Raw genomic sequence first — 23,262 nt, 5'->3', positions numbered from 1 at the left:
GCCGCGAGCCGCCACCATGAACCCCTCCGCCGTGGCCGGCTTCCTAGCCGCGGTCCTGCCGCTGGTCGCGACCCCCGGGGCGAGCCTGACCCTGCTCGTCCAGCGGGTCGCCACCGGCGGCCGGCGCGAAGGCCTGCCGGTCGTCCTGGGTACCGTCACCGGCCTGTACGTCCACGCGACGCTGGCGGCGCTGGGCCTGTCCGCCGTGGTGATGCGTTCGAGCCAGGCGTTCGCCGTCGTCCGCCTGCTCGGCGCCGGCTACCTGCTCCTCCTCGCCCTCTCGATCTGGCGCTCCGCCGCGCCACGCCCGGCGGCCCGGCCGGTCCGCGCCCGGTGGATCCGCGCCCGGCTGTCCCGCGCTCTGCCGATCCGCCGACGGGTGCCGCACGCGCGTGGCTCCACCTACACCCGGGCCTTGCTCGGCAACGTGCTGAACCCCAAGGCGGCCTCGATCTACCTCACGCTGACGCCCCAGTTCATCGATCCGCACCACTCCCTGCCACGGCAGGTCCTGATCCTCGCCACCGCCCACGCCGCGCTGCTCGCCCTCTGGCTGCTGAGCTGGACGCTGGTGCTCGGCAGGGCCGCGCGCGCCGCCGCCGCACCGCGCGTCAAGGCACTCCTCAGCAGGGTCAGCGCCGCGGTCCTGGTCGTCCTGGCCCTGCGCGCCGCGGCGAGCTGACCGGGCGCCGGGCGGGAGCCGCGCAGGCCTCCGGTCCGGTCGCGCACAGCCTGCTCTTACGCCCCTCACACCCCCGTGCCGTGATGATGGCTTCGGTTCAGCCGTACGGGCGCTGACGGTCTGCCAGAAAACGGAGATGTGCCATGGGGGAGTTGCCGATCGTCGGCGGGGAGCCGCAGGAGCAACGAACGAGGGTGGCGGGGGTGACGGCCAAGGCGCGGCGCCTGCTCGGCGGCAGGTCGGGGGCGCCGCGCAAGAAGCGGCCGTTCTGGGTGGAGCTGCCGGTCCTGGCGGGGGTCGCGCTGGTCCTGGCGCTGCTGATCAAGACGTTCCTGGCCCAGGCGTTCTACATCCCCTCCCCGTCGATGATGGGCACCCTGCGGGTCGGCGACCGCGTCGTGGTCGACAAACTGACGCCGGGTCTGGGCGCCGGGCCGTCCCGCGGAGAGGTGGTCGTCTTCCACGACCCCGACAACTGGCTGAGGAACGAGGCCGGTCAGCAGCCCGGTGGCAACTCGGTGGTGCGCGGGATGCAGGGCGTGCTCAGCACGGTCGGACTCATGCCGGACCCGAGCGAGAAGGACCTGATCAAGCGGGTCATCGCGGTGGGCGGCGACCGGATCAGTTGCCAGGGCACCGGCCCGGTGTACGTCAACGGCCGGGCCCTGGCCGAGCCGTACCTCCCGGCGGGGACGACGCCGTGCGGTGACCGGGGCTTCGGGCCGCTCACGGTGCCCGCCGGCTCGATCTGGGTGCTGGGCGACAACCGTGGCGACTCCAGTGACTCGCGCTACCACATGGACGAGCCCGGTGGCGGGGCCGTGCCGGTGAAGGACGTCGTCGGCCGCGCTCTCGCGGTCGCCTGGCCGCCCACCCACTGGGGGACGCTGCCGATCTCCGCCGCCTCGGCAGCCGCGGCGGCTACCGCGCCGGGAACGCCGCCCGCGCCCGCCTCGCCCGCGCCCGCCTCGCCCGCGCCCGCCTCGCCCGCGCCCGCCTCGGCCGGGCTGGCCGCGGGCGGCCCGACGCTGGTGGGTGCGGCCGGGCTGGCCGTGACCGCGCTGCTGACCCGGCGCCGCCGCCGGCGGTGGTCGGCGCGCGGCTCGGCGCGCTGAACCCACCCGTAGGATCGGTGCGCACGGGGCCGGGCCGCGCACGGAGGGCTCGGCGGATTCGAGGGGGCGTACCGATGGTGCTGCGGGTGCGGGGAGTTGTGCTGCCGGAGCGGGAGGAGCGGTCCTTCTGGATCGACGGCGACCGCCTGCGGACCGACCCGGTCCCGGGGGCGGAGACGGTCGTCGACGGCGGCTGGCTGCTGCCCGGCCTGGTCGACGTGCACACCCATCCGGGTACCGAGCGGCGCGACCCGACCGAGCGGGGCACCGATCTGTTCAGCGACGAGGTGCTCCGGCGGCACCTGACCGATCACCGGGACGCGGGGGTGCTGCTCGTCCGCACGCCCGGCACCGCCGCCCGGATCCCGGACTGGGTGGAGCACGACCCGGAGCTGCCGCGCGTCCGCTCGGCCGGCCGCTGGCTGGCCACCCCGGGCCGGTTCTTCCCCGGCTTCGGACGGGACGTCAGCGAGGCCGACCTGGTGCGTTCCGCCGTGGAGGAGGCCCAGGCGTCCTCGGGTTGGTGCAAGGTCATCGGCGACTGGAAGTACGACCAACCGGCCGTGCCGCTGGAGCTGTTGGTGGCCGTCGTCGAGGCCGTGCACGCGGTCGGCGGGCGGGTGGCGGTGCACTGCCAGACCGCCGAGGGCTGTCGCAATGCCGTACTGGCCGGGGCCGACAGCCTGGAGCACGGCATGCACCTGGATCCGGGGCTGCTCGACCGGATGGCCGCCCAGGGCACGGCGCTGGTCCCCACCCTCGGCGTCTTCGGCGCGGGGGAGGAGCGCCGCCGGGCCGCGGAACCGAGCGCCGCCCGGGACCAGTGGCTGGCCGGTTGGGCGGGCCTGCCGCCAGGCGTCCGGGCGGCCCACGAGGCGGGGGTCACCGTGCTGGCCGGGACCGACAGCTTTCCGTGCGGCACCGTCGCCGGCGAGGTCGGCTGGCTGGTCCGGGCCGGCCTGCCGGTGGCGGCGGCGGTGGGCGCGGCCTCCTGGACGGCGCGCGACTGGCTCGGCCTGCCGGGGCTGGTCGACGGCGGCCCCGCCGACCTCGTCGCCTACGCCACCGACCCGACGCTCGACGCCGCCGCGCTCGCGCACCCGAGCCGCATCATCCTGCGGGGCCGCGTGATCGCCTGACGCCGGAGGGCCCGCCCCTCGGCGGGGCTCGGGCGGCCCCGGCCGGAGCGGCCTCGGCGGCGCCCTGACCGCCACTCTCCCGGCCACCGCTGTCACGCCGCCGTCAGGGCGCTGTCGCCGGCTGTCGCTCCGCTGTCGGTCGACCGAGGCCCGCCTCGTACCGTCCGATGCTCGGCACGCGCCGGGCCGACCTGCCGCAGTCGGGCCCGTGGCGATCGACGGCTCGGCTGCCCGGTCAACTCGCCGTACGCTGACGACCCATGAGCATTGGACAGGACGAGGCGGTCATCCGACCGGCGGTCGCGGCCGACATCCCCGGCGTGGTGGACTGCAGCGCGGCTCTCTTCGCCGAGGACGCGGGCACCCGGGATCCGGCGGGCGTGAACATCGACTGGCCGCGGACCCACGGTGCCGAGCGGTTCGCCGGGACCATCGCCGATCCGACCCGGCTGCTGCTGGTGGCCGAGGCCGACGGCGAGGTGGTGGCGCATCTGGCGGGTGTGCTGGCCGCCGCCTCGGCGATGAAGCCGCTGGCGAGCGCGACGCTGCTGAGCATGTACGTCCGGCCGGCCCACCGGCGGCGCGCGGTGGGTGCCCGGCTGGTGGCGGCCTTCCGCGACTGGGCGAAGCGGCAGGGCGCGGCCCGGATCGCCGTGACCGCCTACGCGGCCAACGACGGCGCGATCCGCTTCTACGAGCGGCACGGATTCACCCCGAACTCGGTCTCGCTGGAGCAGGAGCTGTAGGGCGGCGACGCCGGCTCAGGCTCAGGCGCAGCTCAGGCACCGCTCAGGCGCTGCGCAGGTGGCGGCGCTCGGGCGGGGTGGTGTGCTCCAGGGCGTCCTGGAGCTGGTCGCGGGTCATGGTGGAGCGGTGCGGGATGTCCAGCTCGGTGGCCCGCTTGTAGAGCTCGGCCTTGGTGAGCGCGCCCAGGTCCTGCTGCCCGCCCTTGGCCGTGCTGGTGGTCTTGCGGGCGGTGGGGGTGCCTGCCGCCGCCCGGCTGGAGGTGTTCTTGGTGCCGCCGGCCGACTTCGGGGTGCGGCGGCCCGTCGGGGCGCGCCCGCCCGCCCCGGCGGCGTCAGCGGCGTCGGCGGTGTCGGCCGCCGTGTCCGGCCCGCCTGCCGCGTTCGCCTGCTCCGCCCCGCTCGCCCGGTCGCCGCCGGCCAGGCTGCGCTCCAGGATCGAGACGAGGTCGACGACGTTGCTGGCCTGGGCCGGACCCTCGCTGACCGTGATCTCCCGGCCCTCGGCCTTGGCCCGGACGAGTTCGCGGACCTGCTCGCCGTAGCTGTCGTGCCAGTCCTCCGGCACCCAGTCCACGGCGAGCATCTCGATCAGCTGCTCGGCCGCCGACAGCTCGCGATCGGAGACCGCGAGGTCGGCTTCGGGCAGGTTGTCGACCTCGCGGTGCGGGTCGCGCACCTCGTCGGCGAAGTGCATGGTGTGGGCGCTGAGGATGCCGTCCTCGGCCTTCACCGCGGTCAGGTACTCCTTGCCGCGCATCGAGAAGAGCGCCAGGCCGGCCCGGTTCGAGCGCTCCATCGCGCGCTGGAGCAGGGCGTAGACCTTCGCGTACTCCTTGCCCTTGGGGCCGATGTAGTAGGTGGTGTCGAAGTAGATCGGCGCGACCTGGGCGAGGTCGACGAAACCGGTGATCTCGATGGTCTTGGACCGTCCGGGGGACAGCTGCTCCAGCTCGCCGGGTTCGATCACGACGTACTCGCCCTCGCCGACCTCGTATCCCTTCACGATGTCGGCGAACGGGACCTCCTCGCCGGTGCGCTCGTTGACCCGCTTGTTGCGCACCCGGTCGGCGGTGCCGCGCTCGATCTGCCGGAAGCTCACGGAGTGGGATTCGGTGGCCGAGTACAGCGCGATCGGCACGGTCACCAATCCGAAGCTCAGCACACCCGTCCAGACCGGTCTGGCCATCGCCGACACCTCCTGCTCTGCCCCCGCGTATGACCAATATGCCCCTTTTGTCGCATCCAAGCGGCCGGGGCGGCCGGGCGATCAGGCCTCCTGACCACCCTGGCCGCCCCGGCCGCCCCGGCCGCTCCGCTCAGGCGCCGCGCGGCCCCTCGGCCCCGCCGGGGTCCAGGTGCGCCCCGGCCGGCCGCTCGGCGCTCTGCGTGTCGCGGGTGACCCGGGTGCCGGGGTGCAGGCGCGCGCAGAGGAACGCGACGGCCAGGGCCCCGGCCATGCCGTAGAGGACGTAGCGGTTTCCCTCGGCGAAGTCGAGCCGGATGGCGTCCAGGGTGCCGCTGCTGGTGCCGCTGGGGGCGGTGCCGCCGCTGTGGCCGGTGAGGTTCTGGGTGATGTTCTCGGCGGTGCTGTGGGCGACGCCGGACGGCAGGCCCTGCTGGGTCAGGGTGCTGGTGATCTTCGAGGTGGTGGTGTTGAGCAGGACCGTGCCCAGGACGGCCAGGCTGAGGCTGGCCGAGTAGTTGCGGATGGTCTGGGTGATGCCGGTGACCTCGCCGTAGGAGGCCCCGATCGCGCGGTTGACGGCGTCGGTGGAGGCGGGGGTGAGCAGCAGCCCGATGCCCGCACCGCCCAGCACGATGCACCACCACTGGGCGCCCAGCGACAGGTCGGTGATCTTCGCCGCCCAGAACGCGAAGCCGACCGCGCCGAGTGCGGTGCCCAGCAGCATCGGTGCCTTGGCCCCGCGCTTGTCCAGCATCCGGCCGCCGAGCTGCGAGCCGGGGGCGAAGCCGGCGAAGAAGACGAGCAGGTACAGGCCGGCCTGGTTGGCGTTGTAGCCGAGCGCGACCTGCGCGTACACCGAGGCGAAGAAGAAGACCGGGACGAAGGCCATCATGGCGAAGAAGAGCACGGCGTTGTCGACGGCGAAGGCGCGGTCACGGAAGACCCGCATCTTGATCAGCGGGTCGACGGCGCGCTGCTCGGCCAGCACGAACAGGATCAGGAAGACCAGGCCGAACCCGATGCACAGCCAGGTCGCCGCGCTGTCCCAGCCCCAGGTCGAGGCCTGCTGCAGACCCAGCACGCTCAGGCCCATGCCGATGGCCACCAGCGCCGCGCCCCGCCAGTCGATCGGCTCGGGGCGCGGGGTGTTGCGGATCCCGGCCAGCAGGGTCAGCACGACCGCCACGATCGCGACCGGGACGTTGACCCAGAAGATCGCCCGCCAGGTCCAGCTGGTCAACCAGCCGCCCAGGATCGGGCCGATCGCGGTCAGCCCGCCGGCCACTCCGAAGAAGAGGGCCAGCGCCCGGCCGCGCCGCTCCAGCGGGAACACCTCGACGACCACCGCGAGCGCGGCGGGGAACATCAGCGCCGCGCCCAGGCCCTGCACCGCGCGGAAGACGATCAGCCAGGTCTCCGCCCCGCTGCCGGAGGGCGCCGCGCCGCACAGGGCCGAGGAGACGACGAAGGTCAGGGTGCCGATCAGCATCATCCGCTTGTGGCCGAGGATGTCCGCCAGCCGTCCGCCGAGGGCGAAGAAGGCGGCCAGCGAGAGCAGGTAGGCGTTGACCACCCACTGCATGCCGGCCGAGGAGAGGCCCAGCTCGCGAATGATGCTGGGGGCGGCGATGGAGACGATCGTCTGGTCGATGAAGGTCATCGAGACGGCGAACATCATCGCCGCCAGTGTCAGCGACTGGCTCGCGGCGGCGGGCGAGGACGCCCCGCTGGCGGGTTGGGAGCCCATCGGGCCACTTCCTTGGGTCGGATCGGCGGGTCGGCGGCGTGCCGACCCGGGGTACCAACCGACCCTGCCCGCACCCGGTGCGGCACGGGCGGTGCGGCGCGTGGATGTCATCCGCACGGGCCAATCACGGCTCGGCGCGCCTCGCGCCGGCACGGGGCCGACGTGCGGGTCGGTGGCGCGGGTCGGGGGCGCGGTTCATGGGGTGCGGGTCAGCGCGCGGATCAGCGCGGCGTACGGTGGTTCCAGCCCGCGCAGGTGGACGGGGGCCGAGAGGGAGGGGCCGCTCAATGGCGGAGTTCAGAGGGTTCGACCTGGTGCGGCGGGGCTACGACCGGGCGGCTGTCGACGCGTTCCTGACGGCGCTCGCGCCGGGTGCGGCGCCGGCCGACGTGCCGGCGTTCCCGATCGTACGGCGCGGCTACGCCCCGGAACAGGTGGATGCCAGGATCGCCGAACTCCTGGCGGCGCACCGCACCTGACCGACGGTCAGGCCTGCTCGGCGCCCGTCGTCTCGTCCGGGGTCGGCGGGCTGATGATCCAGAGCACCTCGGTGGCCGTAGCGGCCGTGTTCACCAGCCGGTGCGGCACGGCGGTGGAGTACTCGATGCTGTCCCCGGTCCGCAGGACGTGCTTCTCCTCGTCGAGTTCGAGGGTGACCTCGCCGTCCAGCACGAGGAGGATCTCCTGCGCGTCCCCGTGCGTGTAGGCGGCGGCGCCGGTGCTGGCGCCCGGCTCGAAGTCGGCGCTGTAGACCTCCAGGTGCTGCAGCGGCGGCTGGGCGATCATGTACTTCCGCGAGCCGGCCTGGACCCCCACCTCGGGCCGGTCCTCGCGCCGCAGCACCTGGTGGCGCGCGGGTGCGCGGGTCTCGAAGAGGTCGGCGACCGAGATGCCGAGCGCGAGGGCGATCCGGCGCAGTGAGCCGACGCTCGCTTCGGTGCGCCCGTTCTCCAGCTGGCTGAGGAAGCTGGGACTCACCCCGGCCGCTTCACCCAGCGCGCGCAGGGTCAGCCTGCGCATCCGACGATAGTCACGTACCCGGGCACCGACGTGCGACTCGCCGTCCTGTGCCGCCGAGGCGTTCTTCCCCCCGGGCGAACCTGCCATGACCACCAACCTTCCACCGTCGAGCGCTTGCCGGACGAAGTCTAGGCGGGCCACCGGACCCGCCGTGCGTTCCCTTGCCACCACTGAACGGCGATGATAGCTTCACTGAACAGCTTGTTCAATGCACGTTAAATGGACTGATGAAAGGCCTTCCCATGCGCATCCTGTTGGTGGGAGCCGGGGGCGTGGGTTCGGCGGTCGTGGGGATCGCCGCCCGCAGGGATTTCTTCGACCGCCTGGTGGTCGCCGACTACGACCTGGCCCGGGCCGAACGCGCGGTCGCGGCGGTGGGGGACAGCCGGTTCGAGGCGGCCCGGGTCGACGCCGCCGACCAGGGCGCCGTCCAGGCCCTGCTCGCCGAGCGCCAGTGCGACGTCCTGTTGAACGCCACCGATCCGCGCTTCGTGCCGCCGCTCTTCGAGGCCGCGCTGGCGGCCGGCGCGAACTACCTGGACATGGCGATGTCGCTCTCGGCGCCGCACCCGGAGCGGCCCTACGAGCTGACCGGGGTCAAGCTCGGTGACGCGCAGTTCGCCCGCGAGGCGCAGTGGAGCGCGCGCGGGCGGCTCGCCCTGGTCGGAATGGGCGTCGAGCCGGGCCTGTCGGACGTCTTCGCGCGTTACGCCGCCGACGAGCTCTTCGACGAGATCGAGGAGATCGGCGTGCGGGACGGCGCCAACCTGACGGTCGACGGCTACGACTTCGCGCCCTCCTTCTCCATCTGGACCACGATCGAGGAGTGCCTGAACCCGCCGGTGGTCTTCGAGAAGGACCGCGGCTGGTTCACCACCGAGCCGTTCACCGAGGCGGAGGTCTTCGACTTCCCCGAGGGCATCGGCCCGGTGGAGTGCGTCAACGTCGAGCACGAGGAGGTGCTGCTGATCCCGCGCTGGGTGGACGCCCGCCGGGTCACCTTCAAGTACGGTCTGGGCGAGGAGTTCATCGGCGTGCTGCGGACCCTGCGCACGCTCGGCCTGGACCGCACCGAGCCGGTCACGGTGGCGAGCGACGCCGGTCCGGTCAAGGTCTCGCCGCGCGACCTGGTGGCCGCCTGCCTGCCCGACCCGGCCACCCTCGGCGACCGGATGCGCGGCAAGACCTGCGCGGGCACCTGGGTCAAGGGCACCAAGGACGGCGTGCCGCGCGAGGTGTACCTCTACCACGTCGTCGACAACGAGTGGACGATGCGCGAGTACGGCTCGCAGGCCGTCGTCTGGCAGACCGCCATCAACCCGGTGATCGCGCTGGAGCTGCTGGCGCGCGGGGTCTGGAGCGGCAGCGGGGTCCTGGGCCCCGAGGCGCTGGCGCCCCGGCCGTTCCTCGACCTGCTGGTCGAGTACGGCTCGCCGTGGGGGCTGCGCGAGCAGCGGCCGGGCGCCGGCGCCTGAGCGGTCGTCAGGGCCCGTCGCGGCGGGTCGCCCCGGCCCGGTGGGGGCGGCCCGTCCGGCGAACGGTAAGAAGTTACGAGAAGCACGAAGAGATTCGGAAGCAGGTCCCGTGAGCATCCCCGCCACCGCCAACGGCGGTGTCTCCTTCTGGTACTCGGATCTGGGCCTGCCGCGGCCCCGCCCCTCGCTCGACGGCTCCACCGAGGTGGACGTCTGCGTGGTCGGCGGCGGCTACACCGGGCTCTGGACGGCCTACTACCTCAAGAAGGCCGACCCCGGCCTGCGGGTGGCGCTGCTGGAGCAGCGCTTCTGCGGCTACGGCGCCTCGGGGCGCAACGGCGGCTGGCTCTACGGCGGGTTCGCCGGCCGCGGCGTCTTCGCCCGCAGCCACGGCAAGGACGCCGCGATGCGCATGCAGCGGGCGATGAACGGCGCGGTGGACGAGGTGATCCAGGTCGCCGCCGCCGAGGGCATCGAGGCGGACATCGTCAAGGGCGGCGTCCTGGAGGTGGCCCGCAGCCGCCCGCAGCTGGAGCGGCTGCGCGCCTTCGTCGCGGAGGAGCACGCCTTCGGCCAGCGTGAGCAGGTGCTGCTCTCGCCCGCCGAGGCGGCCGGGCGGCTGGCCGTGGCCGGCACGCTGGGCGCCACCTGGAACCCGCACGGCGCCCGGATCCAGCCGGCCCGCCTGGCCCGCGGGCTGGCCGAGGCGGTCGAGGCGCTGGGCGTGCGGGTGTACGAGGGGACGGCGGTCACCGAGCTGCGCCCGGCGGCGGCCGGCGCCCCGGCGCGGGCGGTGACCCCGCACGGCACCGTCTCGGCCCGCTTCGTGCTGCGCGCCACCGAGGGCTTCACGGCGGCGCTGCGCGGCCAGCGGCGCACCTGGCTGCCGATGAACTCCTCCATGATCGTCACCGACCCGCTGCCGCCGTCCTTCTGGGCGGAGGTCGGCTGGCAGGACCGCGCCACCCTGGGCGACCTGGCCCACGCGTACATGTACGCCCAGCGCACCGCCGACGACCGGATAGCCATCGGCGGCCGCGGCGTGCCCTACCGCTTCGGCTCGCGCACCGACCACGACGGCACCACCGCCCAGCGCACGGTGGACGGGCTGCGCGCGATCCTCACCGACTTCTTCCCGGCGGCGGCCGACACGGGCATCGCGCACGCCTGGTCGGGCGTGCTCGGCGTCCCGCGCGACTGGTGCTCCACCGTCGAGCTGGACGCCCGCTCCGGCCTCGGCTGGGCCGGCGGCTACGTCGGCAGCGGCGTCAGCACGGCCAACCTGGCCGCCCGCACCCTGCGCGACCTGGTGCTGCGGGAGGTCGCCGGGGCCGGGGCGAGCGAGCTGACCGACCTGCCCTGGGTCGGGCACAGCGTGCGCCGCTGGGAACCGGAGCCGCTGCGCTGGCTCGGCGTGCACGGCATGTACGCGGCGTACCACACCGCGGACCGCCAGGAGCGCGGCGGACGCACCAGCACCTCGCCGATCGCCAGGATCGCCGACCGCGTCTCGGGGCGCCACTGACGCCGCGCCGCCCGGGCCGTTGCCTTGTCGCCGACCGAAGGCGGTGATAGCTTCGCCGAACCTCGCGTTCAGTGGAACTGAATACGGTATTTGCTGTCGGTGCAGGTCCAGGGCCGCTCCAGGCCCTGGCCGCGACAGTCGGCCCCGATCGGCCGCCCGCGTCCCCACAGACCCGGAGACTCCCATGCCCACCACGCCCGCACCGTCCGAAGCACTGCCCGCGCCCGAGTCGAACGCCGGGGCGAAGGGCCTCAAGGGCGGTTCGCTCGGTCTCGTCTCCAGCGTCGCCATCGGCCTGGCCTCCACGGCGCCCGCCTACAGCCTGGCGGCCACCCTCGGGATCGTGATCGCCGGCGTCGGCCTGCAGTCGCCGATCGTCATGATCCTCGCCTTCATCCCGATGCTGCTCATCGCCTACGGCTACAAGGAGATGAACGAGGCCGACCCCGACTGCGGCACCACCTTCACCTGGGCCGCCCGGGCCTTCGGCCCGCGCACCGGCTGGATGGGCGGCTGGGGGATCATCGTCGCCGACGTCATCGTGCTGGCCAACCTCGCCCAGATCGCCGGGCAGTACGGCTTCACCCTGATCGGCGCCGACTCGTTGGCCGCCAGCACCACCTGGACCACCGTGGCCGGTGTGGTCTGGATCGTGCTGATGACCTGGCTCTGCTACATCGGCATCGAGATCTCCGCGGCCCTGCAGAAGGTCCTGCTGAGCATCGAGGTGGTGCTGCTCGCGGTCCTCTCGGTGACCGCCCTGGTCAAGGTCTACACCGGCCACGGCATCGCGGGCTCCAGCCACGTCGCCGCCTCCTGGTTCAACCCGCTGGCCATCGACTCGCCGAGCGCGTTCACCAAGGGCATCCTGGCCGCGATCTTCATCTACTGGGGCTGGGACACCGCCGTCTCGGTCAACGAGGAGACCAAGGACGCCACCCGCACCCCCGGCCGGGCGGCCGTGATCTCGACCGTCCTGCTGCTGCTGATCTACGCCGTGGTCACCACCTCGGCGCAGGCCTTCGCGGGAGTCGGCACCACCGGCAGCGGGCTCGGCAACCCCGACAACGCGGCCGACGTGCTCTCCGGCCTGGGCAACGAGGTGTTCGGCAGCACCGGCATCGGCTGGTTCATGGCCAAGCTGCTCATCTTCATGGTGCTCACCTCCTCCGCCGCCTCCACCCAGACCTCGATCCTGCCGACCGCGCGCACCACGCTGTCGATGGCCGCGCACAAGGCGCTGCCCGACCGCTTCGCCCGCATCCACAGCAGGTACCTGACGCCGACCTGGTCCACCGTCGGCATGGGCGTCGCCTCGATCGCCTTCTACATCCTGCTCACCGTGGCCAGCCAGAACGTGCTGACCGACTCGATCGGCTCGATCGGCCTGGCGATCGCCTTCTACTACGGCCTGACCGGCCTGACCTGCGTCTGGTACTACCGCAAGGTGCTCACCCGCAGCGCGCGCGACCTCTGGTTCAAGGGCATCCTGCCGGGCCTCGGGGCGCTGGTCCTCTTCGGGCTCTTCGTCTACGCCGCCTTCTTCGTCTACGCCGACCCGTCCTACGGCACCGGCAGCATCGACCTGCCCCTGGTCGGCGAGGTCGGCCGGGTCTCGGTCATCGGCGTGGGCTCGCTGGTCCTCGGCGTGGTGGTGATGTTCGTGTACGCGGCGGTGCGGCCGGCGTACTTCCGCAAGGAGGTCATCCCGACCTCGGCCGCCCTGCCCACCGCGGACGCGTAGCCGACGCGTAGCCGACGCGTCGGCCGGGTCCCGCTCGTCGGCGCCGGCCGGGCCCGGGCCGGGCGGCGCCGGTTCGGGCCCGAACCGCCCGCCCGCGGTGGCTGGTTCCGGTCGGTGGGCGAGGGGCTGTCGGACCCGGACACAGCCCTCGCTACGCTGTCCCGCATGGCAAGAACCCGGCTGTACCGCAGCGGCAACCTGGTGCTCGAGGATTTTCCCGTCGAGGACATCTCCGACTACGTGTCCGACCCCTCGGCGGTGGTCTGGCTTGATCTGTGCGCTCCCGGCCCCGCCGAGCTCGCGATGATCAGCGAGGAGTTCGGCCTGCACGCGCTGGCCGTGGAGGACGCGCGCAACGAGCACCAGCGCCCCAAGCTGGACCGCTACCGCACCCACTCCTTCCTCAGCGCCTACGCGATCACCACGGACGCGGAGACCGGTGCGCTGCGCACCAGCGAGGTCTCGGTCTTCATCACCGACACCGCGCTGATCACCGTCCGCAAGGAGGCCGGCTTCGACATCGATCAGGTCGTCGCCCGCTGGGACGACACCCCGGACCTGGTCAAGCACGGTGTCGGCTTCCTGGTCCACGGCCTGCTCGACTTCATCGTCGACGGCCACTTCGCCGCCGTGCAGGACCTCGACGACCGGATAGAGGAGCTGGAGGACATGCTCTTCGAGGAGGGCAGCCGGGAGATCGAGTCCGTCCAGCGCCGCTCCTTCGAACTGCGCAAGAACCTGGTGCGGCTGCGCCGGGTGGTGCTGCCGATGCGCGAGGTCGTCAACAGCCTGCTCCGCCGGGACCTGCACATCGTCAACGAGCCGCTGATGCCCTACTACCAGGACATCTACGACCACGTCCTGCGGGCGACCGAGTGGACCGAGTCACTGCGCGACATGGTCACCTCGATCATGGAGACGAACCTCACCGTCCAGGGCAACCGGATGAACCTCATCATGAAGAAGGTGACCAGCTGGGCGTCGATCATCGCGGTGCCCACCGCCATCACCGGCTTCTACGGGCAGAACGTCCCCTACCCGGGGTTCGGGAAGGAATGGGGATTCCTGGCCTCCACGGGGGCCACCATCGTGCTCTCCGCCATCCTCTACGTCAGTTTCCGTCGCAAGGACTGGATCTGACCGAGCGCCGGACCCCCGCGGTGGTGCCGGACGTAGGGTGCTGCGTATGGAAGAGACACATAGCGTTCGAGCGGCTGCACAACTTCCGTGACCTGGGCGGCCACCGGGCCGACGCCGGCCGAACGGTCCGCTGGGGGCGGCTGTTCCGCTCCGACTCGCTGAGCAAACTGCGGGCCAGGACCAGGAGCGCTTCCGCGCCCTGGGGATCCGCACCGTGATCGACCTGCGGTGCCCCTGGGAGATCGAGCGCAGCGGACGGGTCCCGCACCAGGAGGGGCTGACGTACCACAACCTGAGCGTGGAGCACCGGCCGTACAACCAGGCGGGCCTGGGCCCGGAGGTCGAGCCCGAGCGCTTCCTGGCCGACCTGACCGCGCGGTACGGGTCGGTGCGCGGCTACGCCACCGAGTGCCTCGGGGTCGGCGACGAGCTGGTGGCGGCCCTGCGCGGACAACTGCTGCGGAGCTGAGCCAGGCGGGCCGTTCGGCAGCCCCCAGGCCCGCACGATGCCGCGCCAGGCACGAACCGTGTCCGGCGGCGGGCCCCTCCCGTGCGCGACGCGCGCGTTGGAGCGCTCTGGTGCGCTCTGGTGCGTTATGCCGCGGTCAGCCCGGTGAGAAGGTCATGGACCATGTCGAAGGCGATCGCGCCGTCGAGCGGGTTCGAGTAGGTGCGCGACCAGACGATCAGCCCGTCGCGAACCCGGGCGATCATGACGATGTCGAGAGCGAAGCGCTTCCCGGTGGCGATGACCCGGCCGTGGAGCCTGTGCTCGACGACGACGACTTCCGGGTCGGCCGTCTCGTGGATGCGGACGGTGTCCACGGAATCGAACTCCTGAAGCCCGGCGGCTCCTCGGAGATGAGCTCGGAACGCCTCGCGCCCCGCCTCCTGCGCAGGCGCGCCCGGCGGTAGGAACGGCATCTCGAAGACGGCGTCCTCGGAGAACACGTCGGCCGTTTCCTCGGCCGGCCCCTTGGCGGTGAGGCGGAGGAAGCGGTCGACGACCTCGCGTGAGGTGGCAGCGGGCACGGGGCACTCCTCGTGAAGACAAGCGGGTCGGCCGCCCCGGTAAAACTATACGGGGCGACCGCCCCGCTTGTCTCCGGGTCGGACGGTGCTCTTCGGTCGAGGTCCCGGTCAGCTCTGGTTGGCGGGCAGTTCCAGGTCGAGGAGCTGGGCCTTCCCGTTGCCCACCGACCAGTCCGCGGAGCCGTTCTCGGTGAGGACCACGAACACGTCCTCCGGTCGCACCCCGACCGCGGCCGCGCCTTCGGCGATGTGGGCGTAGAGGCGCCGCTTGACCTCCGGGGTGCGGCCGCCGCGGAGCGTGATCTGGATGGCGACGACGTCCTGGCGTGCCACGTCGAGGTACTCCGGGTCGAAGATCATCGCGTCGCGCGGCAGCACCTCGATGGTCTGGAAGCGGTCACCCGCCGGGATGCCCACCACCTCGACCAGGGCGCGGTGCACCGCGTCGGCGATGGGGCGCCTGGTCTCGGCGGGACGGTCGGCGCTGAGGGTGATGCGGACGATGGGCATGTCGGTCCTCCTGGCTTTCGAATCGATAGCCAGGAGGGTAGCAAAGCTGACTTCGATTTAGGAAGTCAGATAGGATGGACCGGTGCAGTGGAACGAGCAGGACATCAGCAACTGCGGCATCGGCCGCGCGCTCGAGGTGGTGGGCCGCCCCTGGGCCCTGTTGATCGTCCGCGAGGTGTCGCGGGGGCTGAACCGGTTCGACGAGATCCAGCAGCACCTGGCGGTCTCGGCCGCGGTGCTCTCACGCCGGCTCGACGAACTGGTGGAGTCGCGGCTGCTGGAGCGCGTCCCCTACCAGGAGGCCGGTCGGCGCACCCGGCACGGCTACCGGCTCACCTCGCGCGGCACCGAGCTCTACCCGATCCTGCTCTCGCTCAAGGAGTGGGGTGACCGCCACCGCGCCGACCCGGCAGGCCCGGCGACCGTGCACCGGCACGCCGAGTGCGGCGCCGACGTGCACATCGCGCTCGTCTGCGAGCAGGGGCACCGGGTGGCCGGGCTGGCGGAGGTCGAGCTGCGCAGCGGGCCGGGCGCCAGGTCCGTCAGCCCGCGGTGAGGTCGCGGTGCGGGGCGGTGGTGGTGGGTGCGGCGGTGCGCACGGCGGTGACCGCCAGGGTGGTGTAGCGCATGGTGAAGCTGCCGCCCACCGCGTCGATGGCGGTGCCGACGCCCAACAGGACCTCGTCCAGTACGGCCGGCGGGAGCTGGTGATGGCCGCCGGTCGTGGGCAGCTGGTCCAGCCACTGGGCCCGGGTGTAGGAGCGCTCCCACGCGTGGCGCCACTGCTCCGGTTCGCCGAACGCGCCGACGGCCCGGATCCCCTCGGCCGCCCGGGCGCACAGCTCCGCGTACGGGTCGGCGGTCGGTCGGCTCCACTGGCGGGCGGCCAGCGCGTCGGGCGCCACTCGCCGGTAGACCTCGGCGAACGCCGCCGCCAGCTCGGGGGCCGGCCGGCCGCCGTTCCAGAACAGGGCCAGCGGGCCGCCGGGCCGCAGGGCCAGGGCCGCCTTGGCCGCGCCGGCGACCGGGTCCACCCAGTGCCAGGTCTGGCCGGAGACGACCGCGTCGAAGGTCCGGCCGGCCGGGTCCCAGGCTTCGATGGTCGCGACCTCGACCTGAAGGCCGGACCGGCGCGCGATCCCGGCCATCCGCGCGTCGGGGTCGACGCCCAGCACCCGGCAGCCGGCGGCGGCGAACTGCCGGGCCGCGATGCCGGTGCCGCAGCCGACGTCGAGCAGGTCCGGCGCGGGGCCGGGGCAGGCGGTGACGATCCGGTCCACCAGGGCCTGGGGGTAGCCGGGCCTGGTCCGGTCGTAGCGTTCGGCGTCCGCGCCGAACGATTCGGCGACGGACCGGTGCTGATGGGGCTGCTGGGTGGAGCGAGGCGCGCGCTCGGGCGGTAAAGTGGGCATGTGCCCACTATGAGTGGGCACATGCCCACTCGTCAACCGGACGAGTCTGCGGAGCGGACGAAGTCGAGCGAATGGAGAACGCCGGTGCCGACAGGGGTGGCCATCCACGATGTGCGGGAGCAACTGTTCGACGCCGCCGAGCGGGTCCTGCTCCGGGACGGGCCGAGTGCGCTGACCAGCCGGGCGGTCACCGTGGAGGCGGGCTGTGCCAAGGGGGTGCTGCACCGGCACTTCGCCGACTTCGACGCGTTCCTCGCCGAGCTGGTGCTGGACCGGATCGCGCGCATCGAGCGGCAGGCCGTCGGGTTGTGCGACCGCGCGGGGACCGGCGGCGTCGTCGACAACCTGACCACCGCGCTGACCGAGCTCTTCGGGTCGGTCGCGGTGGCTGTCGTCGGCCTGGTGGTCTCCCGGGACGACCTGCGCGCCCGGCTCCGCGCGACCACGCCAACCGGCATCCCGGTGCTCACGGAGGCCGCTGCGATGCTCGCCCGCTACCTCGCCGCCGAGCGCGAACTCACCCGCCTCGCGGCGGACGCCGATGTCGAGGTCCTCGCACCCACGCTGATCGGGACCGGGCACCTGCTCTTCGCCGACCGCACGGGCGCACCGCCGGAGCCCGGTGCCGTCCGGGCGGCCGTGGCCGCGGTCGTCGGAGGCGTCGTGCGGGACCCGGCGGGCTGAGCGGCGGGCTGCGCGGCGGGCTCAGCGGTGGGTCGTCGGGCGGGCCGAGCGGCGGGCCGTCACCGCTCGCCGGCGGGGGCCTCCTCGGGCGGCCCGGACTTCGAGGGCGGGCGCGAGAGGCGGTTCCAGAACAGGTCGTCGGGGCCGCCGCTCAGGCCATCGGCCTCAGTCGCCTGCCCCGCGGCCGGGGTGCGGTCGGGGAAGAGGTCGTCAGGGGCGGCATCGTCGAGTGCCCGGAAAGGCGGCGCCGTGCCGCGCCGCTGTGGTCGACCGGTCGTCATCGCCATCACTCCCGAAGGTGGAGGACCCGGCACCACCAGCCTACGGCGGTGTGCCCGCGAGGTGCCTCAGCCTCAGCCTCAGCCTCAGCCTCGGACCGGCTCCAGGAAGAGCTCGTCCCGGTAGCACCACGCCCAGTCCTCGCCCGGCTCGATGGAGCGGGCCAGCGGGTGGTCCTGGTGGGCGAAGTGCTCCGAGGCGTGCTGCCCGGGCGAGCTGTCGCAGCAGCCGACGTGGCCGCAGACCAGGCACATCCGCAGGTGCACCCAGCCGGTGCCGGCCGCGAGGCACTCCTCGCACCCCTGCGGGGTGACGGGGCGGACTCCCGGTACCGCCGTGTCCAGGTGGGCGCAGCCGAGGCCCTCGGGCCGGCCCGCGTCCGGTGCCACTCGCCAACCGCTCATCAGTTCTCCCACAAGCCGCTCGGTCCTCCGCCCGCGGGGCGGGGCGGGGCGGGCTGCCGTGCCGTGCGCGGTGCCCGTGGGGGACGACGCTACAGCGGGTCACGGGTCCCCGGTTCGCGGCGCACCGCCCGGCACCCCGTGCGGCGTTCGACCAGGTGACGGTCGCTGTTCATGCCGTGGTGAGCGCGATTCCGCCCGGATGATCATTTGGCGGGTTGAGATCAGCCAACTCCTGTGCAGGAGCGTTCCGAGAAAGGCTGGATCCACCGATGGACCGACGCACCTTCGCCCTTGCCGCCATGACCGGGGTGGCCGCCCCCGTCCTGCTGGCGGCCACCCCCGCCGAGGCCGCGGGCAATTCGGCGGCCAACTCGGCGGGCGGTTCGGCGGGCCGGGCCGACGGGTCGAAGGACCGCGGTGGCGCCCGGCTGCAGCGTGAGATGAGCGCGAACCTGTCCGCCGAGCTGGACGACGCCGCCACGGCGCGCGCCGTGGTGCCGTCCGTCTTCGACATCGGCTTCAACTGGGACCCGCCGACCACCTCGCCGGCGAAGCTGGACTTCATCGTCGCCTACAGCTTCGGCAACCGTGCCCCGGCCGGCGGCGGCGACCCGACGAAGGTGCTCTACGAGCCGGGCCCGGTGAACGAGGCGTTGGCCGACACGGTCGCGCGGGTGCGGGCCAAGCGGAACGTCCCGGTGTACGCGCAGTGGGAGATCGCCCGCTTCCTGACCTCCAAGTACCGGATGACCGACGTGACGTCCATCGAGCCGGTGATCGCGGCCGACGGCACGATCACCTACCTGAGCACCTTCGGCGTGGCCGCGCAGGTGCTGGGCCACCGCAAGCAGCAGCCGGGCGGTGTCGGCACCGCGGGCGTGGTCGGGTTCCGCGACCACGTGAAGCGGTGCGTGGAGACCACCCGCCTGGCGGGCATGCCGGCCGCCTACGCCCCGGCCGGGTTCACCATGCCGGGCACCTACGACACCCAGTCGGGCCAGGCCTGGACCCGGCGCCGCGATCTCTACCTGGTCCACGACATGAGCGCCCAGTGGCAGATGCTGGAGCAGACCCTGCTGGCGGGCCAGACGGGCTGACGCGGGCTCGGGCGGGTGGGCTGACGCGGGCTGGGGCTGACGCGGGCTCGGGCGGGTGGGTGGCGCGCGGGTGATCCGGCCGCTCCCGAGCCGCGAGCGGCGGAAGAACAGCCGGTGCCGGCACCGCCCGCTGGACGCCGGCGCCGGGCGGCGGGGCAGGCCCGCTGAGCAGGGGCGTCCCGGGCGGCGGTGGTGGTGGGGCGGCGGGGCGGGGCCCCAGGACCCGGGGTGCGGGGCTTCTGCCGGGCGGGTCGAGCGCACAGGATCGGCGGGGCCGCCATCCGGCCACCTGACGGAGGAGTCCCATGCGCCGCACCCCGCCCCGCCCGCTCGCCGCCCTGCTCGCCACCGCCGTGCTCGCCCTCGCCGCGAGCGCCGCCGGACCCGCCCAGGCCGACCCGCCGCCGCCACCCGCCCAGCCGGAGATCGTCGGGGTCGGCACGGCGGCCGACCAGAGCGCGTTCAACCACCTGTCCACCGACTACAACGCCTGGCTCACCGCCTCGGGGGACACCACCTCGGCCCGGCTCTTCAGCTGGGACCAGAGCGGTCCGAGCCCGATCGTGCCGAAGCCGGGTGCCACGAGCATCACGCGGCCGGCCAACGGACGCGACGGCCTGACCGCCCTCAACGCCACCACCAGCGCCACGCTCGACTTCGACCGCGCCGCCCTCGGACCGCAGATGGGCGAACTCACCAGCGACGACCACGTGGCCCTGGCCAAGGACGGCATCGGCTGGGCCGCGCCGGCCGGTGGCAACGCGCCGGCGAACCTGAGCGCGCTCGACCTCCTGCTGATCTACAACTGCTCCCTCACCAACTGGGACCAGATCAACGACATCCCCGGCTACAGCGGGCCCGACGCCACGATCACACCGGTGCTGCCGGGGTACGCCGAGTACGACCCGCTCGGCCACTCCCCGTACTTCTCCTCGGACACCGCCACCAACTTCGCCTGGGACGTCGACGCGAGCGTCGGACCCTACTCCGTGCTGAACCCGGGCCCGTGCGTCGTCGACGGCCCGCTGGACAACGAGGGCACCGATCCGGTCTTCAACAGCCCGAACACGCTGGTGCCGTACTCCGCAGGCCGCTACGTCGGCCAGCTCAACGGTCACACCACCGCGAGCGACGCCCCAGGAGTACTGACCCTGCGCTCGCTCAACGGCCTCAACCCGGTGAACGCCGGCCGGCTCAACCAGAACTACACCGCCACCGACTTCGGCTACGTGCTCAACGACGTGGTGCGGGCCACGGACTGGGCGGCCTCCGCGAGCGACCCGCTCAGGAAGATCTTCGGCTCGACGGGCTGGCTCTGCACGAACGCCGTGGCCAGGGCCGACCTGCAGAGCGAGGGCTTCCAACTCCTCCCGATCGGCGCCTGCGGCTCGGTCAGCCACCTCTGAGCCCGCCGCTCGCCGCCCCGCCCGTTCGGCAACTGCCGGGCCGTCAGAAGGAATCCGGAGTTCGTCATCCTGCGGGTCGGGAGAGGGTGAACTGCTCCATCGCGGTGCCGTAGTAGCGGTTGGTCAGGCCGCGCTCGGCCATGCCGAGACGGCGGCAGAGTGCCGTCGAGGGGTCGTTGCCCGGCCGGACGACCGCGTGGATCTCGTCCAGCCCGCTCGCGAAACCGGCCGCCACCAGCGCCCGGGCCGCCTCGGTGGCGAACCCCTTGCCCCAGCTGTCGGGGTGGAAGTGCCAGCCCACCTCGACTTCGCCGTCCCCATCCGGAATCGGCACCAGCAGCACGGTCCCCGCCACCACCCCGGTGTCCTGGCGTTCCACTGCCCAACATCCGAACGGCGGGGTCGCCGAGCGCTCCCGGAAGCGTCCGATCAGGGCCTCCGCCGCCGCCGCGTCCGCCAGCGGTTTCGGCTCGGCCCCCAGCCACCGGGCCACCTCCCACCGGGAGTAGAGGTCCAGCGCGCGGTCGCGGTCGGCGGCCTGCCACTGACGCAGGGTCAGGCGTTCGGTCTCGTACACGGTGGTCTCCCGGGATGAGGGTGGGCACAGCTGGGGGTGATCCTCCTCCTCAGGGTGCGCGGCGGCCACGGATTTCCGCCGAGAGGGCCGGCCCCGAGCGGGGCAGGGCTTCGAGCGGGGCAGGGCTCCGGGCGGTGGTGCTCGCGCCGACCCGCGCCGTTGTCAGTGCTGGTCGGAATGATGACGGGTATGAAGGACGCAGCCGTTCCGGCCTCTCCCGCCGCCTATGCCACCGCCGTCGCCACCGCCGTGTCGGCGGCCGCGGCCTACTACGCCGACGGCGCCACGCCGCTGGGCGACGACGAGTACGACGCGCTGGTGCGCGCGATCGCCGCCTACGAGCTGGCCCACCCGGACGAGGTGCTTCCCGACTCCCCGTCCGGGAAGGTAGCAGGCGGGGCGGCGGTCGGGGACGTCCCGCACTCCGTGCCGATGCTGTCGCTGGAGAACGTCTTCTCCGCCGAGGAGCTCGCCGACTGGGCGGCGGGGCTGGAGCGGCGGCTGGCGCGCCCGGTGGCCGCGTGGTGCGTGGAGCCCAAGCTCGACGGCCTCGCCGTGGCCGCCCGCTACCGGTCCGGCCGGCTGGCACGGCTGATCACCCGGGGTGACGGCGTGGCCGGGGAGGACATCAGCCATGCCGCCGAGGCGATCCTCGGGCTCCCGCAGGAGCTGGGCGAGCCGCTCGACGTCGAGTTGCGCGGCGAGGTGCTGCTGACCCAGGAGCAGTTCGACCGGGCCAACGAGCTGCGGACCGCGCACGGCGCCACCCCCTTCGCCAACCCGCGCAACGGCGCCGCCGGGACGCTGCGCGCCAAGGACCGCGCCTACCGGGTCGAGCTGACCTTCTTCGCCTACGGCGCCGTCGGCCTGGACGAGAGCGGTCACAGCGCGCTGCTGGCCCGGCTCGCCGACCTGGGCGCCGGCACCGCCGCCGTCACCGCGGCGGCCCCGCGACGCTGCGCCACGCTCGACGAGGTGCAGCAGCGGGTCGAGGAGATCACGGCGCTGCGGGCCGAGCTCCCGTTCGGCATCGACGGCGTCGTCATCAAGGCGGATGCCGCCGCCGACCAGGAGCTCGCGGGGGAGGGCTCGCGCGCCCCGCGCTGGGCCGTGGCACGCAAGCTGCCCGCGCGGCACAAGGTCACCAGGCTGCTCGACGTGGAGTGGAACGTCGGCCGCACCGGCGTCATCGCCCCGCGCGCGGTGCTCGACCCGGTGTTGATCGAGGGCGTCACCGTCACGTACGCCACCCTGCACAACCCGGCCGACATCACCCGCCGCGGGCTGATGATCGGCGACCAGGTCTTCGTCTACCGGGCGGGCGACGTCATCCCCCGGGTGGAGGCGCCGCTGGTGGAGCAGCGGACCGGTGCCGAGCGGCCGATCGCCTTCCCCGAGGCCTGCCCCCGGTGCGGGGACGCCATCGACACCTCGCAGCAGCGCTGGCGCTGCGTGCGCGGTCGCGGCTGCCAGGCCGTCGCCTCGATCCGCTACGCCGCGGGCCGCGACCAGTTGGACATCGAGGGGCTCGGCGGCAGCCGCGCGGTCCAGCTGGTCGAGGCCGGCTTCGTGGACGATGTCGCGGATCTCTTCACCCTGACCAAGGAGCAACTGCTCACCTTGGAGCGGATGGGGGAGACGAGTACCGACAAGCTGCTCGCGGCGATCGAGGCCGCGCGGCTGCAGCCGCTGGCCCGGGTCTTCTGCGCGCTCGGCGTGCGCGGCACCGGTCGCACCATGTCCCGCCGGATCGCCGCGCACTTCGGCAGCATGGCGGCCATCCGCGCGGCGGACCAGGACGCGCTGGCCGAGGTCGACGGGATCGGGGCGGACAAGGCCGTCATGATCATCACCGAACTCGCCGAACTGGCACCGGTGCTGGAGAAGCTCGCCGCGCGCGACGTCGGCCAGGCCGTGCGGGAGCCGGTCCGGCGGGTGGGTGCGGACGCGGGTGCGGGCGCCGGCGCGGCGGTCGGTTCGGCGGCGGGCACGGGTGCGGGCACGGGTGCGGATGGGGTGGCGGACGCCGAGCGGGTCGAGGCCGAGGGGCCGCTGGCGGGCCAGGCCGTGGTGGTCACCGGTGCCATGACGGGCCGGCTGGCCGCGCTCTCCCGCAACGAGATGAACGAGCTGATCGAGCGGGCCGGCGGCAAGGCCTCTTCCAGCGTCTCCTCGCGCACCACGCTGCTGGTGGCCGGGGCGAAGGCGGGCTCCAAGCTGGGCAAGGCCGAGCAACTCGGCGTGCGGGTCATCGGCCCGGAGGAGTTCGCCGAGCTGCTCGGTGACCTGCTCGGTGACCTGCTCGGTGGGTAGTGCGCGGGGGTGGCGCGCGGATCGGTCGG

At 73.4% G+C, this 23,262-nt stretch carries 23 protein-coding genes and 1 pseudogene; 15 read left to right on the top strand and 9 right to left on the bottom strand.

Annotated features, from left to right (window positions below; all coding sequences use genetic code 11):
- Positions 1-16: 16 nt before the first annotated feature.
- From OG455_RS00985 to OG455_RS00970, 4 genes are all read left to right on the top strand, one after another.
- Complete coding sequence (locus OG455_RS00985; protein ID WP_266289119.1) at positions 17-682, top strand: LysE family translocator; 666 nt, start codon at positions 17-19, stop codon at positions 680-682.
- 143 nt (positions 683-825) lie between these two features.
- Positions 826-1,797: a signal peptidase I gene (gene lepB / locus OG455_RS00980; RefSeq protein WP_266289117.1), complete on the top strand. Its 972-nt coding sequence runs from the start codon at positions 826-828 to the stop codon at positions 1,795-1,797.
- Positions 1,798-1,871: 74 nt separating this feature from the next.
- Complete coding sequence (locus OG455_RS00975; protein WP_266289115.1) at positions 1,872-2,936, top strand: amidohydrolase family protein; 1,065 nt, start codon at positions 1,872-1,874, stop codon at positions 2,934-2,936.
- A gap of 260 nt (positions 2,937-3,196) precedes the next feature.
- Positions 3,197-3,682: a GNAT family N-acetyltransferase gene (locus OG455_RS00970; protein WP_266289114.1), complete on the top strand. Its 486-nt coding sequence runs from the start codon at positions 3,197-3,199 to the stop codon at positions 3,680-3,682.
- A 43-nt stretch (positions 3,683-3,725) separates the two neighbouring features.
- Here the strand turns inward: OG455_RS00970 and OG455_RS00965 are convergent, their stop codons facing one another.
- A complete protein-coding gene (locus OG455_RS00965) occupies positions 3,726-4,868 on the bottom strand; it encodes a Ku protein (RefSeq protein ID WP_266289113.1) in 1,143 nt (380 codons plus the stop codon).
- Positions 4,869-4,998: 130 nt separating this feature from the next.
- Positions 4,999-6,615, bottom strand: coding sequence for an MFS transporter (locus OG455_RS00960; RefSeq protein WP_266289112.1), 1,617 nt, complete (start codon positions 6,613-6,615; stop codon positions 4,999-5,001).
- Positions 6,616-6,902: 287 nt separating this feature from the next.
- Between OG455_RS00960 and OG455_RS00955 the strand changes: the two genes are divergently transcribed.
- A complete protein-coding gene (locus OG455_RS00955) occupies positions 6,903-7,094 on the top strand; it encodes a DivIVA domain-containing protein (RefSeq protein WP_266289111.1) in 192 nt (63 codons plus the stop codon).
- 7 nt (positions 7,095-7,101) lie between these two features.
- Here the strand turns inward: OG455_RS00955 and OG455_RS00950 are convergent, their stop codons facing one another.
- On the bottom strand, positions 7,102-7,722 hold the full coding sequence (locus tag OG455_RS00950; protein WP_266289109.1) for a cupin domain-containing protein: 621 nt from the start codon (positions 7,720-7,722) through the stop codon (positions 7,102-7,104).
- A gap of 155 nt (positions 7,723-7,877) precedes the next feature.
- On the opposite strand from OG455_RS00950, the gene OG455_RS00945 reads away from it, so the two are divergent.
- From OG455_RS00945 to OG455_RS42195, 5 genes and pseudogenes are all read left to right on the top strand, one after another.
- The gene (locus OG455_RS00945; RefSeq protein WP_266289107.1) at positions 7,878-9,110 is read left to right on the top strand and encodes a saccharopine dehydrogenase family protein; all 1,233 of its coding nucleotides are present in this window, start codon (positions 7,878-7,880) and stop codon (positions 9,108-9,110) included.
- A 115-nt stretch (positions 9,111-9,225) separates the two neighbouring features.
- Complete coding sequence (locus OG455_RS00940) at positions 9,226-10,635, top strand: FAD-binding oxidoreductase (RefSeq protein WP_266300614.1); 1,410 nt, start codon at positions 9,226-9,228, stop codon at positions 10,633-10,635.
- A 184-nt stretch (positions 10,636-10,819) separates the two neighbouring features.
- Entirely contained in the window at positions 10,820-12,379 is a 1,560-nt protein-coding gene (locus tag OG455_RS00935) for an APC family permease (RefSeq protein WP_266289105.1), read from the top strand.
- A gap of 165 nt (positions 12,380-12,544) precedes the next feature.
- Entirely contained in the window at positions 12,545-13,519 is a 975-nt protein-coding gene (locus OG455_RS00930; RefSeq protein WP_266289103.1) for a magnesium transporter CorA family protein, read from the top strand.
- Positions 13,435-13,988, top strand: a pseudogene (locus tag OG455_RS42195) (tyrosine-protein phosphatase). The gene OG455_RS00930 and the pseudogene OG455_RS42195 overlap by 85 nt, the downstream one beginning before the upstream one ends.
- A 125-nt stretch (positions 13,989-14,113) precedes the next feature.
- Here OG455_RS42195 and OG455_RS00920 read toward each other — a convergent pair.
- Entirely contained in the window at positions 14,114-14,551 is a 438-nt protein-coding gene (locus OG455_RS00920) for a nuclear transport factor 2 family protein (protein WP_266289101.1), read from the bottom strand.
- A 108-nt stretch (positions 14,552-14,659) separates the two neighbouring features.
- The gene (locus OG455_RS00915; protein ID WP_266289099.1) at positions 14,660-15,061 is read right to left on the bottom strand and encodes a tautomerase family protein; all 402 of its coding nucleotides are present in this window, start codon (positions 15,059-15,061) and stop codon (positions 14,660-14,662) included.
- Between the two features lie 82 nt (positions 15,062-15,143).
- Here OG455_RS00915 and OG455_RS00910 point away from each other — a divergent pair, with 82 nt between their 5' ends.
- A complete protein-coding gene (locus tag OG455_RS00910; RefSeq protein ID WP_266289097.1) occupies positions 15,144-15,617 on the top strand; it encodes a helix-turn-helix domain-containing protein in 474 nt (157 codons plus the stop codon).
- Here OG455_RS00910 and OG455_RS00905 read toward each other — a convergent pair.
- Entirely contained in the window at positions 15,604-16,473 is an 870-nt protein-coding gene (locus OG455_RS00905; protein ID WP_266289095.1) for a class I SAM-dependent methyltransferase, read from the bottom strand. The two genes, OG455_RS00910 and OG455_RS00905, sit on opposite strands and share 14 nt — an antisense overlap.
- 84 nt (positions 16,474-16,557) lie before the next feature.
- Here OG455_RS00905 and OG455_RS00900 point away from each other — a divergent pair, with 84 nt between their 5' ends.
- Positions 16,558-17,157 (top strand): TetR/AcrR family transcriptional regulator, encoded by a 600-nt coding sequence (locus OG455_RS00900; RefSeq protein WP_266289094.1) that lies wholly within the window; start codon positions 16,558-16,560, stop codon positions 17,155-17,157.
- A gap of 59 nt (positions 17,158-17,216) precedes the next feature.
- Here the strand turns inward: OG455_RS00900 and OG455_RS00895 are convergent, their stop codons facing one another.
- Positions 17,217-17,438 carry a hypothetical protein gene (locus OG455_RS00895; protein WP_266289092.1) on the bottom strand — a complete coding sequence of 74 codons (222 nt, stop codon included), beginning with the start codon at positions 17,436-17,438 and terminating at the stop codon, positions 17,217-17,219.
- A gap of 84 nt (positions 17,439-17,522) precedes the next feature.
- Complete coding sequence (locus tag OG455_RS00890; RefSeq protein ID WP_266289090.1) at positions 17,523-17,840, bottom strand: UBP-type zinc finger domain-containing protein; 318 nt, start codon at positions 17,838-17,840, stop codon at positions 17,523-17,525.
- A 269-nt stretch (positions 17,841-18,109) separates the two neighbouring features.
- Here OG455_RS00890 and OG455_RS00885 point away from each other — a divergent pair, with 269 nt between their 5' ends.
- Together OG455_RS00885 and OG455_RS00880 are read left to right on the top strand one after the other, a co-directional pair.
- Positions 18,110-18,937, top strand: coding sequence for a hypothetical protein (locus OG455_RS00885; protein WP_266289088.1), 828 nt, complete (start codon positions 18,110-18,112; stop codon positions 18,935-18,937).
- 305 nt (positions 18,938-19,242) lie between these two features.
- Positions 19,243-20,343 (top strand): hypothetical protein, encoded by a 1,101-nt coding sequence (locus tag OG455_RS00880; protein ID WP_266289086.1) that lies wholly within the window; start codon positions 19,243-19,245, stop codon positions 20,341-20,343.
- 64 nt (positions 20,344-20,407) lie between these two features.
- On the opposite strand, the gene OG455_RS00875 is transcribed toward OG455_RS00880, so the two are convergent.
- Positions 20,408-20,920, bottom strand: a complete 513-nt coding sequence (locus OG455_RS00875; protein ID WP_266289084.1) for a GNAT family N-acetyltransferase — start codon at positions 20,918-20,920, stop codon at positions 20,408-20,410.
- Between the two features lie 180 nt (positions 20,921-21,100).
- Between OG455_RS00875 and ligA the strand changes: the two genes are divergently transcribed.
- Positions 21,101-23,233: an NAD-dependent DNA ligase LigA gene (ligA, locus tag OG455_RS00870; RefSeq protein ID WP_266289082.1), complete on the top strand. Its 2,133-nt coding sequence runs from the start codon at positions 21,101-21,103 to the stop codon at positions 23,231-23,233.
- Positions 23,234-23,262: the final 29 nt, after the last annotated feature.

The organism is Kitasatospora sp. NBC_01287 (assembly GCF_026340565.1).
Taxonomy (GTDB): Bacteria; Actinomycetota; Actinomycetes; order Streptomycetales; family Streptomycetaceae; genus Kitasatospora.
This window is presented reverse-complemented; position numbering and strand designations above follow the sequence as displayed.

Excerpts from the sequence above, each read along its gene's own strand:
- OG455_RS00985 (WP_266289119.1), top strand. The coding sequence starts at position 17 with ATGAACCCCTCCGCCGTGGCCGGCTTCCTAGCCGCGGTCCTGCCGCTG.
- lepB (WP_266289117.1), top strand. The coding sequence starts at position 826 with ATGGGGGAGTTGCCGATCGTCGGCGGGGAGCCGCAGGAGCAACGAACG.
- OG455_RS00975 (WP_266289115.1), top strand. The coding sequence starts at position 1,872 with ATGGTGCTGCGGGTGCGGGGAGTTGTGCTGCCGGAGCGGGAGGAGCGG.
- OG455_RS00970 (WP_266289114.1), top strand. The coding sequence starts at position 3,197 with ATGAGCATTGGACAGGACGAGGCGGTCATCCGACCGGCGGTCGCGGCC.
- OG455_RS00965 (WP_266289113.1), bottom strand. The coding sequence starts at position 4,868 with ATGGCCAGACCGGTCTGGACGGGTGTGCTGAGCTTCGGATTGGTGACC.
- OG455_RS00960 (WP_266289112.1), bottom strand. The coding sequence starts at position 6,615 with ATGGGCTCCCAACCCGCCAGCGGGGCGTCCTCGCCCGCCGCCGCGAGC.
- OG455_RS00955 (WP_266289111.1), top strand. The coding sequence starts at position 6,903 with ATGGCGGAGTTCAGAGGGTTCGACCTGGTGCGGCGGGGCTACGACCGG.
- OG455_RS00950 (WP_266289109.1), bottom strand. The coding sequence starts at position 7,722 with ATGGCAGGTTCGCCCGGGGGGAAGAACGCCTCGGCGGCACAGGACGGC.
- OG455_RS00945 (WP_266289107.1), top strand. The coding sequence starts at position 7,878 with ATGCGCATCCTGTTGGTGGGAGCCGGGGGCGTGGGTTCGGCGGTCGTG.
- OG455_RS00935 (WP_266289105.1), top strand. The coding sequence starts at position 10,820 with ATGCCCACCACGCCCGCACCGTCCGAAGCACTGCCCGCGCCCGAGTCG.
- OG455_RS00930 (WP_266289103.1), top strand. The coding sequence starts at position 12,545 with ATGGCAAGAACCCGGCTGTACCGCAGCGGCAACCTGGTGCTCGAGGAT.
- OG455_RS00915 (WP_266289099.1), bottom strand. The coding sequence starts at position 15,061 with ATGCCCATCGTCCGCATCACCCTCAGCGCCGACCGTCCCGCCGAGACC.
- OG455_RS00905 (WP_266289095.1), bottom strand. The coding sequence starts at position 16,473 with ATGCCCACTTTACCGCCCGAGCGCGCGCCTCGCTCCACCCAGCAGCCC.
- OG455_RS00895 (WP_266289092.1), bottom strand. The coding sequence starts at position 17,438 with ATGACGACCGGTCGACCACAGCGGCGCGGCACGGCGCCGCCTTTCCGG.
- OG455_RS00890 (WP_266289090.1), bottom strand. The coding sequence starts at position 17,840 with ATGAGCGGTTGGCGAGTGGCACCGGACGCGGGCCGGCCCGAGGGCCTC.
- OG455_RS00885 (WP_266289088.1), top strand. The coding sequence starts at position 18,110 with ATGGACCGACGCACCTTCGCCCTTGCCGCCATGACCGGGGTGGCCGCC.
- OG455_RS00880 (WP_266289086.1), top strand. The coding sequence starts at position 19,243 with ATGCGCCGCACCCCGCCCCGCCCGCTCGCCGCCCTGCTCGCCACCGCC.
- ligA (WP_266289082.1), top strand. The coding sequence starts at position 21,101 with ATGACGGGTATGAAGGACGCAGCCGTTCCGGCCTCTCCCGCCGCCTAT.